The organism is Leucobacter alluvii, assembly GCF_039530485.1.
Classification (GTDB): domain Bacteria; phylum Actinomycetota; class Actinomycetes; order Actinomycetales; family Microbacteriaceae; genus Leucobacter; species Leucobacter alluvii.
In genome coordinates, this window is record NZ_BAAAOP010000007.1 from 102,408 (window position 1) to 116,031 (window position 13,624).

At 69.0% G+C, this 13,624-nt stretch carries 10 protein-coding genes and 1 tRNA gene; 7 read left to right on the forward strand and 4 right to left on the reverse strand.

All coding sequences use genetic code 11. The features are described 5' to 3' along the window. Positions 1-4 precede the first annotated feature (4 nt). On the forward strand, positions 5-781 hold the full coding sequence (locus tag ABFX18_RS09990) for a sulfite exporter TauE/SafE family protein (RefSeq protein WP_346058225.1): 777 nt from the start codon (positions 5-7) through the stop codon (positions 779-781). Between the two features lie 206 nt (positions 782-987). Here ABFX18_RS09990 and ABFX18_RS09995 read toward each other — a convergent pair whose 3' ends face one another. Continuing rightward, positions 988-1,776 carry an HAD-IIA family hydrolase gene (locus ABFX18_RS09995; RefSeq protein ID WP_336661845.1) on the reverse strand — a complete coding sequence of 263 codons (789 nt, stop codon included), beginning with the start codon at positions 1,774-1,776 and terminating at the stop codon, positions 988-990. Between the two features lie 276 nt (positions 1,777-2,052). Here ABFX18_RS09995 and pgm point away from each other — a divergent pair, with 276 nt between their 5' ends. Next, complete coding sequence (gene pgm, locus ABFX18_RS10000) at positions 2,053-3,693, forward strand: phosphoglucomutase (alpha-D-glucose-1,6-bisphosphate-dependent) (protein WP_346058226.1); 1,641 nt, start codon at positions 2,053-2,055, stop codon at positions 3,691-3,693. A gap of 19 nt (positions 3,694-3,712) precedes the next feature. After that, positions 3,713-4,672, forward strand: coding sequence for a prephenate dehydratase (pheA, locus tag ABFX18_RS10005; protein WP_090152428.1), 960 nt, complete (start codon positions 3,713-3,715; stop codon positions 4,670-4,672). A gap of 3 nt (positions 4,673-4,675) precedes the next feature. Here the strand turns inward: pheA and ABFX18_RS10010 are convergent, their stop codons facing one another. After that, the gene (locus ABFX18_RS10010) at positions 4,676-5,674 is read right to left on the reverse strand and encodes a diacylglycerol/lipid kinase family protein (RefSeq protein ID WP_346058227.1); all 999 of its coding nucleotides are present in this window, start codon (positions 5,672-5,674) and stop codon (positions 4,676-4,678) included. Positions 5,675-5,732: 58 nt separating this feature from the next. Between ABFX18_RS10010 and serS the strand changes: the two genes are divergently transcribed. From serS to ABFX18_RS10030, 4 genes are all read left to right on the forward strand, one after another. Next, positions 5,733-7,004 carry a serine--tRNA ligase gene (gene serS / locus ABFX18_RS10015; RefSeq protein WP_211649235.1) on the forward strand — a complete coding sequence of 424 codons (1,272 nt, stop codon included), beginning with the start codon at positions 5,733-5,735 and terminating at the stop codon, positions 7,002-7,004. Positions 7,005-7,008: 4 nt separating this feature from the next. Further along, on the forward strand, positions 7,009-7,881 hold the full coding sequence (locus ABFX18_RS10020) for an HAD family hydrolase (RefSeq protein ID WP_346058228.1): 873 nt from the start codon (positions 7,009-7,011) through the stop codon (positions 7,879-7,881). Between the two features lie 56 nt (positions 7,882-7,937). Next, positions 7,938-8,028: transfer RNA gene (locus tag ABFX18_RS10025), tRNA-Ser, on the forward strand. Between the two features lie 357 nt (positions 8,029-8,385). Next, positions 8,386-10,002, forward strand: a complete 1,617-nt coding sequence (locus tag ABFX18_RS10030; RefSeq protein WP_346058229.1) for a molybdopterin-dependent oxidoreductase — start codon at positions 8,386-8,388, stop codon at positions 10,000-10,002. 117 nt (positions 10,003-10,119) lie between these two features. Here the strand turns inward: ABFX18_RS10030 and ABFX18_RS10035 are convergent, their stop codons facing one another. Together ABFX18_RS10035 and ABFX18_RS10040 are read right to left on the reverse strand one after the other, a co-directional pair. Then, positions 10,120-11,424, reverse strand: a complete 1,305-nt coding sequence (locus tag ABFX18_RS10035) for a glycosyltransferase (RefSeq protein ID WP_346058230.1) — start codon at positions 11,422-11,424, stop codon at positions 10,120-10,122. Next, positions 11,421-13,544 (reverse strand): glycosyltransferase, encoded by a 2,124-nt coding sequence (locus ABFX18_RS10040; protein ID WP_346058231.1) that lies wholly within the window; start codon positions 13,542-13,544, stop codon positions 11,421-11,423. Before ABFX18_RS10040 ends, ABFX18_RS10035 begins: the two co-directional genes overlap by 4 nt. Between the last annotated feature and the right edge of the window lie 80 nt (positions 13,545-13,624).

Sequence of the window (13,624 nt, forward strand, 5' to 3'; positions counted from 1 at the left end):
GCACATGAACCAGATTGTTCGCCCCGGATTTCTCCCGCTCCTCCTCGTCGGCATCGCCGGCGGCATTCTGTCCGGGCTCTTCGGAATCGGCGGCGGCACCATCATCGTGCCCGCACTCGCGCTCTGGTTGAGCATGCCCCAGAAGCTCTCGGCCGGAACGTCGGTAGCGGCGATCCTGCCCACCGCGATCGTCGGTGCGACGACCTACGGGCTGCAGGGCCACGTCGACTGGATCGCCGGCGCCTGCCTCGCCGTCGGCATCGTTGCCGGGGCGCAGCTGGGCGCCGCGCTGCTCGCGAAACTGCCGGTCGGGGCGATCCAGTGGGGGTTCATGGGCTTCCTCGCGATCGTGATCGTGAGTCTCTGGTTCGTCGTGCCGCAGCGCGGTGACGAGATCGAGATCTCCGTGTTGACGGTGATCATGCTCATCGTGACCGGCTTCATCACGGGTGTGCTGTCGGGCCTGCTCGGCGTCGGCGGCGGCGTCGTCGTCGTGCCCGTGCTCATGTTCTTCTTCAGCTCGAGCGACCTCATCGCGAAGGGCACCTCGCTCTTCATGATGATTCCCGGATCGATCTCGGGCACCATCGGCAACTTCCGCAGGCAGAACGTCGACCTGCGCGCTGCGGCGATCGTGGGGCTCGGCGCGTGCGTCTTCGTACCGGTCGGCAATTTCTTCGCCGTGCTGATCGACCCCTTCTGGGGCAATGTGGCCTTCTCGATCTACCTCGTCTTCATCCTCATCCAGATGCTGGTGCGCAAGCTCCGCAAGAAGAAGTAGCGCCCCGGCGCGCTCCGCCCCGCCGCCGCTGCGAGCGGGGTCACTCTCGGAGGGTGTCGCAGCGGTGCGCGACAGCAACACCCTCCGCAAGTGACCCGCCTCGGCGCGCGCGTGGCAGCGGGGTCACTCTTCGTGCGTGTTGCACCGCCGACACGCACGAAGAGTGACCCCGCTCGCACAGGGGGGAGAGGAAGGGGTAACAGCGTCTACAGCAGGTCGGCGACCGAGCCGAGCACCTCGTCGGGGCGGAACGGGAAGCGCTCGATCTCTGCGCGGTCCGAGATGCCGGTCATCACGAGCACCGTGTGCAGGCCCGCCTCGATGCCGGCCACCACGTCGGTGTCCATGCGGTCGCCGATCATGCCGGTGTTGTGCGAGTGGGCGCCGATCTGGTTGAGAGCCGAGCGGAACATCATCGGGTTCGGCTTGCCGATGATGTAGGGGTGCTTGCCCGTCGCCTTCGTGATGAGCGCGTTGATCGCTCCCGTTGCGGGAAGGGGCCCTTCGTGGCTCGGCCCGGTCGCGTCGGGATTGGTCGAGATGAAGCGAGCGCCCTTGATGATGAGCCGGATCGCCTTCGTGATCGCCTCGAACGAGTAATTGCGGGTCTCGCCGACCACCACGAAGTCGGGGTTCGATTCGGTCATGACGTAGCCCGCATCGTGCAGCGCGGTGAGGATCCCGGCCTCGCCGATCACGAACGCCGAGCCGCCGGGCTGTTGCTGCTTCAAGAAGGCGGCCGTGGCGAGCGCGCTCGTCCAGATGCGGTCCTCGGGCACCGAGATTCCCGAGGCGGCGAGACGGGCACTGAGGTCGCGTGCGGTGAAGATGGAGTTGTTCGTGAGCACGAGGTAGGGGATCTCGTTCTCGCGCCAGTGCTTGATGAGGTCGGCGGCGCCGGGAACGGCGCGGTTCTCGTGCACCAGCACGCCGTCCATATCGGTGAGCCAGCATTCGATCTCAGCGCGGCGAGGGTGCGGTTCGTTCTGAGTCATGCCCACAGCGTATCTCGCACGTGTGAACAGGCAGTTTCGCGGCGCACTCCCGCTCCCGCTCCCGGTCCGCCCTCCCCGATGCCCAGAGATGCGACAGAAAGTCCGTTCATGAGAGACGTTTGCACCGACTTTGTTTCGCCGATCTCTTGGTGGATAGGGGTGGGGCGAGGGAGAAGGGCCTGTGCGGATCGCCGGGCGTTCGAACGCGGCACGAGACTTAGCGGGGCGCGCGTCAAGCCCGCCCCGCGCCAGCCGGGCGCCTGGCACACTGGAAGCATGCACGAACGAGCCGGCACGCCCGCCCGCCCCGAAGACCTGATCGACGTCGACGCGCTGCTCGCGGCGTACACGGAGATCGTCCCTGATCCCGCGAACCCGGCGCAGCGCGTCGTGTTCGGCACGTCCGGTCACCGCGGCTCGGCGCTCGCCGCCTCCTTCAACGAGGCGCACATCGCTGCGATCAGCGCGGCGATCGCGGAGTACCGAGCCGCGCAGGGCATCGACGGCCCGCTGTTCATCGGCGCAGACACCCACGCGCTCTCGGCGCCCGCCCAGCGCACCGCCATCGAGGTGCTGCTCGCGGCCGGCGTGCGCGTGATCGCCGCCGCGGGCGACGGCGACGCGGCCTTCGTGCCGACACCAGCGCTGAGCCATGCGATCCTGCGCCACAACCGCGGTCGCGACGCCGATGACGCCGGCCGAGCCGACGGCATCGTGGTCACCCCCAGCCACAACCCGCCGAGCGACGGCGGGTTCAAGTACAACCCGCCCCACGGCGGCCCGGCGGACAGCGACGCGACCGGTTGGATCGCAGCTCGGGCGAACGAGTTGCTCGAGGCCGGCGCCGACATCGCGCGCGCGGACGCGGGAGCGGTCGCCGCCGTCGAGCGGTACGACTTCGTGAACGCCTACGTCGACACCCTCGGCGAGGCGATCGACCTCGACGCGATCCGCGCCGCGAAGGTGCCGCTCGCCGTGCACCCGCTGGGCGGGGCGAGCGTGGCCTACTGGGCGGCGATCCGCGATCGACTCGGCATCGAGCTCACCGTGCTCGGCCCGGGCGTCGACCAGCAGTGGGGCTTCATGCATCTCGACTGGGACGGCAAGATCCGCATGGATCCGTCGTCGGCCCACGTCATGTCGACGGTCGACGAGCACCGCGGCCCGTTCGCCATCATCGCGGGCAACGATGCGGATGCCGACCGTCACGGCATCGTCACGAGCGACGGCTTGATGAACCCCAACCACTACCTCGCCGTCGCCATCGACTACCTGCTCGGGCACCGCCCCGGCTGGTCTGCCGAGGCGGGCATCGGCAAGACGCTCGTCTCCTCCGGCATCATCGATCGCGTCGTCGCCGCCCAGGGCCGCGACCTGCTCGAGGTTCCGGTCGGCTTCAAATGGTTCGTGCCGGGGCTCGCCGACGGGAGCGTCGTCTTCGGCGGCGAGGAGAGTGCTGGCGCCTCATTCCTCTGCTTCGACGGCAGCGCGTGGAGCACCGACAAAGACGGCATCCTGCTCGCACTGCTCGCCGCCGAGATCCAGGCGGTGACGGGGCAGTCCCCGTCAGAGCGCTACCGAGAACTCACTGCGCAGTTCGGCGAACCGGCATACGCGCGCGTCGACGCGGCGGCGACTCCCGAGCAGAAGGCCCGGCTCGGTGCGCTATCGCCCGACGACGTCACCGACACCGAGCTCGCGGGGGATCGCATCACGGCGATCCTCACCGAGGCTCCCGGCAACGGTGCGCCGATCGGGGGGCTCAAAGTGCAGACGGAGCACGCGTGGTTCGCCGCCCGACCCTCCGGCACCGAGGACGTCATGAAGATCTACGCGGAGTCCTTCCGCGGCGCCGAGCATCTCGCGGAGGTGCAGGCAGCCGCGCAGGCGCTGGTCGGGCGCGTGCTCTCCGACTGACGCCGGTACGCTAAGAGGCATGTCGCACGCCTCAGCAGCCCCCCGCCGGTACTCCTACCTGGGGCCGGCTGGAACGTTCACCGAGGCGGCGCTGCGGCAGGTGCCGGAGGCCGAGGGGCAGGTCTGGAACCCGGTCGACAACCTCGGCGAGGCGCTGAACGATGTCGTCACGGGCGCCAGCGACGCGGCGATGATCGCCATCGAGAACTCGATCGACGGCGGAGTCACCGTCGCGCAGGATGCGCTCGCCACGATCCCCGGCCTCCGCATCATCGGCGAATACCTCGTGCCGGTGCGCTTCGTGCTCGTGGCGAGGCCGGGAACCGCGCTCTCCGATGTCAGCGTCGTCGCCGGGCACCCGGTCGCGTACGGGCAGTGCCGCGCATGGCTCGACGGAGCGGCGCCCACGCATCGCCACCTGGTGGCGACGTCGAACGTGCAGGCCGCCGCCGACCTCTTCGACCCGACGAAGGGCGTCGACGCCGCGATCGCGCCGCCCGGCATCGAGGCGCACTACGACGTCGAGGTGCTCGCGGAGGGCATCGCCGAGAACCCCGACGCGGTGACGCGCTTCGTACTCGTGAGCCGCAGCGTGCCGGTGGGGGAGCCCACCGGAGCCGACAAGACGTCGCTCATGGTGGAACTGCCGGAGGATCGGCCGGGCGCTCTGCTCGATCTGCTCGAGCAGTTCGCAGCGCGCGGCGTGAACCTCACGCTGCTCGCATCGCGTCCGATCGGGGATCGCATGGGCCGGTACCGCTTCGTGATCGACGCTGAAGGGCACGTCAAGGATGAGCGCGTCGCCGACGCGCTGCTCGGCGTGAAGCGCTTCAGCCCGAAGGTCTCGTTCTTGGGTTCGTACCCGCGCGCCGACCGGGTAGCGGCGACCATCCGCGACCTGCACGACGACGACACGTTCCGGGATGCGCGGGATTGGCTGCGCGGAGTGATCGAGGGCACGCGCGACGGCGAGGCGTGACGCCTACGCGCGCGCCTGCCACTCGGGAAGCACGCGCACGATGAGCGATCCCGGGTCCACCTCTCCGCTCACGGTGAGCGCGAACCCGAAATCGTCGCCGTCGAGCTGCACGGGCTCCGGCTCCGCCACCGCGAGCGCATAGCGTTCGGCGCGCATGTACGAGACGCTCCGCGTGTCGCGCACGAGATCGATGATCTTCCGCCCCGTGCGCGAGCGGCGCAGCACCCCGTTCTCCCATCCGATCTTGCGCCAGATGCGCAACCACGAGAACGCGCCGAGCGGGTGGAGGGCGACGACGTCGAGCTTGCCGTCGTCGAGCTGGGCGTCGGGGATCAGCAGCACGCCTCCCGGCATCAACCCGCAGTTGCCGATCATCACCGTGTAGACCGACAACGGCCGCACCGGCGAACGGTCGATGGAGTAGTGGATCTGCAGCGGTCGGTCGGAGATCATGGTGCGCACGCCGGCGTCGACGTAGGCCAGCCACCCGAGCCGCTTCTTCAACGTTGACTTCGTCGCCGAGATGGCCCGCGCGTCGAGGCCCATCCCGGCGAGCACCAGGAAGACGTGCTCGCTCTCCGACTCGTCCTCTCGCACGATGCGCACGATGCCGAGGTCGATCGGTCGGTTGCGCCCGGTGAACGCGGCACGCACGACATCGTCGAGGCGATTCAGCGGGGCGCCGAGATTCCTCGCGAGCAGGTTGCCCGTGCCCTGCGGGACGACGGCGACCGGAACCCCGCTGCCCCTGAGCGCCTCGGCCACTGCCCGAATCGTTCCGTCGCCGCCGCTCGCGAGCACGACATTCGCGCCGTCGTCGACCGCGCGGCGAGCCGCCGAGACGCCCGCATCCTCCGCGCTGGTCTCGTACCACCGGGCTGCACCCCACCCGGAGGCCTGCTCCTGCTGCGCGACGGCCGCTCGCAGTGCCGAGAGGTCGGTCTTGAACGGCTGATACACGACCGCCGCCCACGGAAGGTGGTGCGAGCGGGTATCTGGCATGCGTCCAGCGTAACGGCGGGCAGCAGTTCTGATGCTGGGCGCGGGTAAGCTGGAGCGCGTGATCGATCCAGTCCTCCTCCGCAACGATCCCGAAGCCGTGAAGCGCTCGCAGCGCGCTCGAGGAAACGACGAGGCGGTGGTAGATGAGGCGCTCGCCGCCGACGCGAGTCGCCGAGCCGCGCTCGGAGAGTTCGAGACGCTGCGCGCCGAGCAGAACGAGTTCGGCAAGCGCGTGAAGGCGGCCTCGAAAGACGAGAAGCCAGCACTGATTCAGCAGGCCCAGCAGCTCGCCGCTTCGGTCAAGGCGGCCGACGCCCGCGCGAAGGCGGCGGAAGCCGAATTCGACGCGATCTCGCTGCGCATCGAGAACCTGGTCATCGACGGCGTGCCGGCGGGCGGCGAGGAGAACTTCGTCACGCTGCGCGAGGTGGGCGAGCAGCCGACCTTCGACTTCGCACCGCGCGACCACCTCGAACTGGGCGAGATGCTCGGGGCGATCGACATGGAGCGCGGCGCCAAGGTGTCGGGCGCGCGCTTCTACTTCTTGCGCGGCGTCGGCGCACGGCTCGAACTGGCGCTCATGAACATGGCCCTCGATCGCGCCCTGCAGCACGGATTCACGCCGCTCATCACCCCGACGCTGGTCAAGCCCGAGATCATGCAGGGCACCGGATTCCTGGGGGAGCACGCGGACGAGGTGTACCACCTTCCCGCGCAGGATCTGTACCTCACCGGCACCAGCGAGGTTGCACTGGCCGGCTACCACTCCGACGAGATCATCGACGTCTCTGCCAGCCCGATCCGCTACGCCGGGTGGTCGACGTGCTACCGCAGTGAGGCCGGTTCGCACGGCAAGGATACGCGCGGGATCCTGCGCGTGCATCAGTTCAACAAGCTGGAGATGTTCGTCTACGCCGACCCCGCAGAGGCGGAAGCTGAGCATGATCGGCTCGTGGGCTGGCAGGAGGAGATCCTCCAGGCACTCGGCCTGCACTACCGCGTGATCGACGTCGCCGCAGGTGATCTCGGCTCGAGCGCTGCGCGCAAGTTCGACATCGAGGCCTGGGTGCCGACGCAAGACGCGTACCGGGAGCTCACCTCGACGAGCAACTGCACCACGTACCAGTCGCGCCGGCTGTCGACCCGCTACCGCACGGAAAGCGGCAAGACCGCTGCGGTGGCGACGCTGAACGGCACGCTCGCCACCACGCGATGGATCGTCGCGATCCTCGAAACGCACCAGCAGGCCGACGGCAGCGTCATCGTGCCGGAGGCGCTCCGCCCGTACCTCGGCGGACTCGACGTGCTCACACCGATCGCGGGGGTGTGAGCCGATGAGTGCCGCGCCTCGCATCTCCGCCGATGAACGGCACCTCATCGCGCTCGACATCGACGGGACCGTGCTCAACCACGGGTTCGGCGCGGGCGCTGGGGACGATTCCGCCGGCGGCCACATCGACCCCGACCTGGCCGACGCGATCCTCGCCCTCCATGAGATAGGGCATGAGGTCGTCATCGCGACCGGGCGCTCGGTCGACGCGACGCTGCCCATCGTGGAGCGGCTCGGGATCCGCCCCGAGTGGGTGGTCTCGGCGAACGGCGCGGTGACGCTGCGTCGCGACCCGCTCGCCCACCGGGCGTACCGACGCGAGTTCGTCGAAGCCTTCGACCCGAGCGATGCCCTGCGGAAGATCCGCACGCAGCTCGTGACGGCGCGTTTCGCGGTGGAACTCGCAGACGGCGGATTCCTGTACACCGACGACATCCCCACGGGCACGCTGCCGTCGCGACAGCGGCGGGTGCCGTTCGAGCAGCTGCTCGGCGTGCAGGCGTCGCGCGTCGTCGTCGTCTCGCCCGACCATCGGCTCGAGGAGTTCCTCGACGTGGTGAACACGCTCGGGCTGACACACGTGTCGTACGCGGTCGGCAGCACGTCGTGGCTCGACATCGCCCCCCACGGGGTCACCAAGGCGAGCGCGCTCGAGGTCGTCGCCTCGCACCTGGGGATCGACGGATCGCGCGTCTTCGCGGCGGGTGACGGGCGCAACGACATCGAGATGCTGCAGTGGGCGGCGAAGCGCGGTGACGCGGTCGCCATGGGCCAGGCCGTCGACGATGTGCGGGCAGTCGCCAGTCGCGTCACCGGCACGATCGACGAGGTCGGTCTGCTCACCGCGCTGCGCGATCGCTTCCCCGTGATCCGGTAGCTCGCGGCGCGCTTCGCCGTCATTCGGGCCGCGCCCCGTTTGCTAAGCTCGTTCGCGGAGGGTTGTCCGAGCGGCCGAAGGAACTTGTCTTGAAAACAAGCACTGGGTAACCCCCAGTCAGGGGTTCAAATCCCCTACCCTCCGCCACCAGTGAATCCCCCCGACCGAGTTCCGGTCGGGGGGATTCTCGCTTCAGGGACTACTCCGCGATGGCGGCGTCCAAGGCATCGAAAAAGTGGTCTGGGATGCTCACGAAGAGGGCATCAGATGGTCGACGTCGTTGGGTACGCGCGGGTATCGGCTCGTGAGCAGCATCTGGAGTCCGAGCGACATCCGACGCTGAGAACGTGCCGTCACGGCGAGGGTGTACCGCGCAGCGTCCCCTCTCGCCTGGTCGGTGCGTTCTTGGAACAACGTGCGCGGCGGAAATTCCATCCGTTGCGTGCTCGGCGACGAACACACTGTGCAGGGCAAAAATGATCTGCCGATCGAGAGGCGACGACGATGGCGAAATCGACCGCACCAACGACCAAGTCGAAGAACCGCCGCTGGGTCTGGGCCCTTTGGAGCGCGCTCGCCGGCATTGTGAGCGCTGCGGCGTTCCTCGCCGTCGCCGAACTCGTCACTCTGCTCGTCGCCCCTGAGAGCAGCCCGATCCTCGCGGTCGGGTCGTTCGTGATCGACATCGTGCCGCAACCCATCAAAGAGTTCGCAATCGCGACCTTCGGCGAAGCCGACAAGGTCGTGCTGCTCTGCAGTCTCGGCCTGGCGGTCACCCTCGCCGCCGCGATCGGCGGCATCCTGCAGTTCTTCGCGCGCCCGTTCGGGCTCGTCGTCCTCGTCATCGCCGGAGCGCTCTCGACTGCCGCGACCGTCACACGTTCCGGTGCATCGGTGCTCGCTGCCGCCCCGCCGGTCCTGGGAACCCTAGTCGGCTGCGCCGTGCTCATCCTGCTCATTACCCGGCTGCGCGTGTGGTCGGGTGACGTTGTCGCGGGTTCCGCGGCTCGGACCGGGCCGCCTGACGCCGAGACACCCGCAGCGCGCGAGGTCGGCCGCCGGTCGTTCTTGATCGTCACTGGCGCTGTGGGCCTGTCGGCCGTGGTGGTCGGGATCGGGGCTCGCATGCTCAACGCCACGAGCGCCTCCATTGACGCCGCCCGCCGCGAGTTGCGGCTGCCCGAGCCGCGGACGACCGTCACGATCCCTCAAGGTGCCGAGTTCGAGGTTGATGGTCTGTCACCCCTCATCACCCCCAACGCCGACTTCTACCGCGTCGACACGGCTTTGACGGTGCCCGCGGTCGATCCCACCACATGGCGGCTCGTGATCGACGGGATGGTCCGCGAGCGGGTGGAGCTGAGTTTCGACGATCTCGTCGGCATGGGGCTCGACGAGTATTCGGTCACGCTCACGTGCGTCTCGAACGAGGTCGGCGGCGGGCTCGTCGGCAACGCGATCTGGCAGGGCGTCCCCATCCGCGACATCCTGAAGATGGCGGGGCCTCAAGCAGGAGCCGACATGGTGCTCTCGCGCAGCGTCGACGGCTACACGGCATCCACTCCACTCGAATCGCTCACCGACGACGGGCTCGACGCGATCTTCGCTGTCGCGATGAACGGCGAGCCGCTGCCCCTTGAGCACGGCTTCCCCGTGCGCATGGTCGTGCCCGGCCTGTACGGCTACGTCTCGGCGACCAAGTGGGTCACCGAGTTGAAAGTCACGACGTTCGACGCCGACGAGGCGTACTGGACACCTCGCGGATACGCCGCGCAAGCGCCCATCAAGTTCGCCTCGCGCATCGACACGCCTCGTACCGGTAAGCCGGTCGTGGCGGGCACAGTCGCCGTTGCGGGCGTCGCGTGGGCCCAGACCGTCGGCATCGATCGCGTCGAGGTGCGAATCGACGACGGCGACTGGCAGTCCGCCACCCTCTCGAATCCCATCAACTCCGACACGTGGGTGCAGTGGATGATGCCGTGGGAGGCCACCGCCGGAACCCATTACGTCGAGGTGCGGGCCATCAACAAGAACGGCGAGACCCAGACCGAGGAGCGCACGCCGATTGCCCCCGACGGGTCGAGCGGTTGGCAGCGGGTACTCCTGACGGTCAGCGCCTGACCGTCACCTCCTCACCGTCAGCTCTTGCTGTTCGCGCCGTCGAGCCAGTGGAGCAGGGCGCGGAGAATGTCTGGATCTATCTCCTGGGCTGAACGGTCGCTGGGCGCCACGACGTCGCTAGGCGCGCACCACCTGGCGCGCGCCGTACGCCGCCTCGGCGCTGCGGCGGCTATCGGCAAGCGCCTCGGGGAGCATGCGACGCGGCGGACGCCGCGCGAGCATCGACGCGATCGCCTCTTGCAGCTCGGGCACGGTCGCCTCGTTCGGTGCGAGCACCTCGGCGAGCCCGGCCCGCTCGAGTGCTTCGGCGCCGGCGAACTGGTCGGTGGAGAAGGGGAGCACCACGAGCGGAGTACCGAACGAGAGGGCCTCGGTCACGCTGTTGTTGCCGCCGTGCGACACCGCGCCTGCCGCGCGTTCGAGCAGCGTCACCTGCGGCAGGAACTCCTGCACGAGCCAGTCGGCGGGCAGCTCCCCGAGTGAGTCGACATCCGACGAGCCGTGGGCGATCGCCGCCCGCACGCCGAGCAGGCGCAGTGCTTCGACGATCTTCCGCAGGACGTCGCTCCGCACCGACAGGAAGCTGCCGAAGCTCACGTACACGAAGGGCTCGGCGCTCGCATCGAGCCAACGCTGCACTGCGGCGTCGGGCTGTTCTGGTCGCAGTGACGAGCCGATGAAGGTGTGCGGCGGCAGTATCTCGCGGCGCTCCTCGGGCACGAGCTCTGCCGGATAGTTGAAGACCAAGAAGTCGCCGTGCTCGGCGAACGCCTCGCGCGAGGGGGGCAGTGCAGGATCCAATTCCGCGAGCGCGTGGTTCCACTCAGCGGTGAACGACGCGCTGACACGGGAGCAGAGTTCGCGCAGCTCGTCGAGCTGGTGATCGCTCGGCGAGAACGCCCGAGGCCACGCCGACGGGTATCCGTAGAGCTCGCCAAACGCGGGCAGCGGCAGCGCCGTCGGGTGCCCCAGCACCATGTCGATGGAGTCGATGCCGGCCGATCGCAGGGCGAGTCGCGCGCTGAATGCGAGGTGATCCACCACGATCTCGTCGGGCTGCACCTCCGCGACGATGTCGAGCACACGGCGCGCGGTTCGGACGGGCTGCCACATGAGGTCGTGCAGCCGCGCACGCGCCTGGAAGGCGAGCGTCTCGATCATCCCGGCGCGGGTCGCATCGAAGAAGCCGCGCAGCACGTCGTCCTCACCTTTCGGCTGCTGCTCGGCGCGAATCGTTCCGGGGTTGGATCCCTTGCCGAGACTCAGCGGCACGTGCTCGTAGTCGAATGACCGCACGATGGGCGCCGTCGCCGGGCCTGTGGTGACGACGACGCGGTGCCCGTGATCCCGCCAGGCCTGGCCGATGGCTGCCAAGGGGTACAGGTGCGATGCGTAGTCGGGACTGATGATGAGGAGGGTCATGCGTTCGTTTCCAAGTCTCTGGGGAGCCCAGCAGCAGTGCGACGTCGATGAGCTGTTGCGTAGATGCCCGCGAGCGTGCGGGCCATCGTGTGAATGGAGAATCGGTCGGATACGAGCGTGCGCGATGCGGCGGCGCGATCGTCGGGGCGCTCCGCAGCCAGGCCGAGTCCCTCCACGATCGCGGCTCGCAGGCTCCCGGCGTCCGTCGTGTCAGTGAGGATCCCGGTGCGTCTCGGCTCGATGTAGGTCGCCGGGCCGCCGCGGCGCGGGGCGATGACGAAGAGCCCTGCGGCCATGGCCTCGAGGATCGCCAGACCGAATTCCTCCTTCATGCTGCCGCAGACGTACACGCCGTGCGGCGCTGCGAGTCCCGGAATGCCGAAGCGGGCGGCGGCGATCCACTGGGCGGCGACCTGATTCGGGCGGTGCCCAACGATGAGCAGGCCGCGCGCTGCACGCGCCTGCGGGTCCACCACGGCGTCGATCAGCGCGAGCTGGTCGGCTTCGTCGGCTGATGGACGCGCGAGGTTGCCTCCCACGATCAGCAGGTTGCAGCGCTCCTGCAGTGCGGGGTCGGCCCAGGCGTCGACGATCGTCGACATGCCCTTGACGCGGTGCAGGCGCCCCACACTGATGAGGAGTGGGAGGCCGCGGCGGTGCGGCGGAAGCTCCTCGAGCAGGCCGGTGAGCTCCCGCAGTGCGGTGCCGGCAGGCGCACCCGCCGCGGCTGCGCGGGCCTCGGCGACGGCGGCGTCGATGACGGACACGTCGATCCCCTCGGCGACGGGCGTGTACTGTGCGGGGTCGTCGATGTCGATTCCGACGAGACGCTGCAGGTCGGCTTGCAGGTGCTCGCGCGGCATGAGCACGGTGTGCGCGGCGGCTTCCGCGAGCTCTCGGACGAGTTGTGCGCGGAACCAGTAGCGATCCTGCGCGTCGTGATCTCCGAAGTTCTCGCGGGTGAGGGCGCCTGCGAGCTCCAGTGATTCGATGAGGGCGTGCGGATCGGGCGCAGCGGTGAAGATCACCGGTATCCCGGCTGCACGAGCGACATCCCATGCCGCGAGCGTTCCCACGTCGGCCATGCGCAGGTGGATCGCGTGGACGGTGCTCTGCGCGGCCAGTGCCCGGGCGATGCCGCGTCGCGCGGCGACGTAGTTCGACCAGGCGTCTTCGGCGCGCGTGACGGCGACGGGGAGCCCGATCTGCGAGTAGGCGTGACCGCCCGGGGCGGCCTTCGCGTCGCCGTCGGCCGCCGCGTCACTGCCTCGGGAGATCGTGAGTACACGGCCGATGGCGGGGCTCTCGGAGTGCGCTTCTGCACCCGCATCGCTGCCGGCCAGGAGGGCATCGCCGAGCCGGACCAGGAGTGTGGCGATGCCCCCGTTGTTGCCGCTCCCCACGGTGCGCAGGCCGGAGTCGATGTCGGCGCCGAGGAAGAGCTGGGCGACGGTCAGCGCTTCGTCCGCGCCCGGGTCCACGGGTGTGGTTGCGCGGGGTGCGGCGTCGCCTCGTCGGGCGTCGTCAAACGCGTCTCGTGCGGCTTCGCGCACTGCGTCGGCCTCGTCGGTATCGAGTGCGATGCTCTCGAGTGCTGCGATCGCGCTCGGGCCGCTCATGAGCCCGAGGGTTTCCGTCAACCGGCGCCGCACGGGTGCGTCCGATTGCGTCTGGAGTGCGACGGCCAGATGGTCGACGATGGCGTCGCTCGCGTCGGTGCGCCAGGCCTCCAGCGCTCGTTGAGCGAGCATGCCGTCCAGACCTCCCGCAGTCAGCAGGGCGACGAGCGGGGCGATGGAGGGGAGGTGCGGGCGCCGCCGCGCGGCGCCCCAGGCTGCGTGCGTGCGCATGAACGCTCGAGGATCGCGCAGTGCTTCTGCCAGTACCGCGTCGGCCGCACCGGCAGCTCCGTGCGGGTCGGGCCCGTCGTGCTCGATGTGCGCGACGGCGTGCAATGCCGCGATTGCGACGGCCTGATCTTCGCCCTCGATCGCCGCGGTCAGGGCATCGACGGACGTCGGCTCGTCTCGCGCCGCGTCGGAGAGCCGTTCGGACGCCATGAGCACCTGGGTGAGACTGCCCGTTTCGCGCATCGTTCGCAGCAGCGATTCCACTGTCATGCCGCACCCACGTCCTGTCGATAATTGCTTAGATTTTAAGCTTGGATGTGTTTTACACAAATTCTAAGCTATTGTCGCGG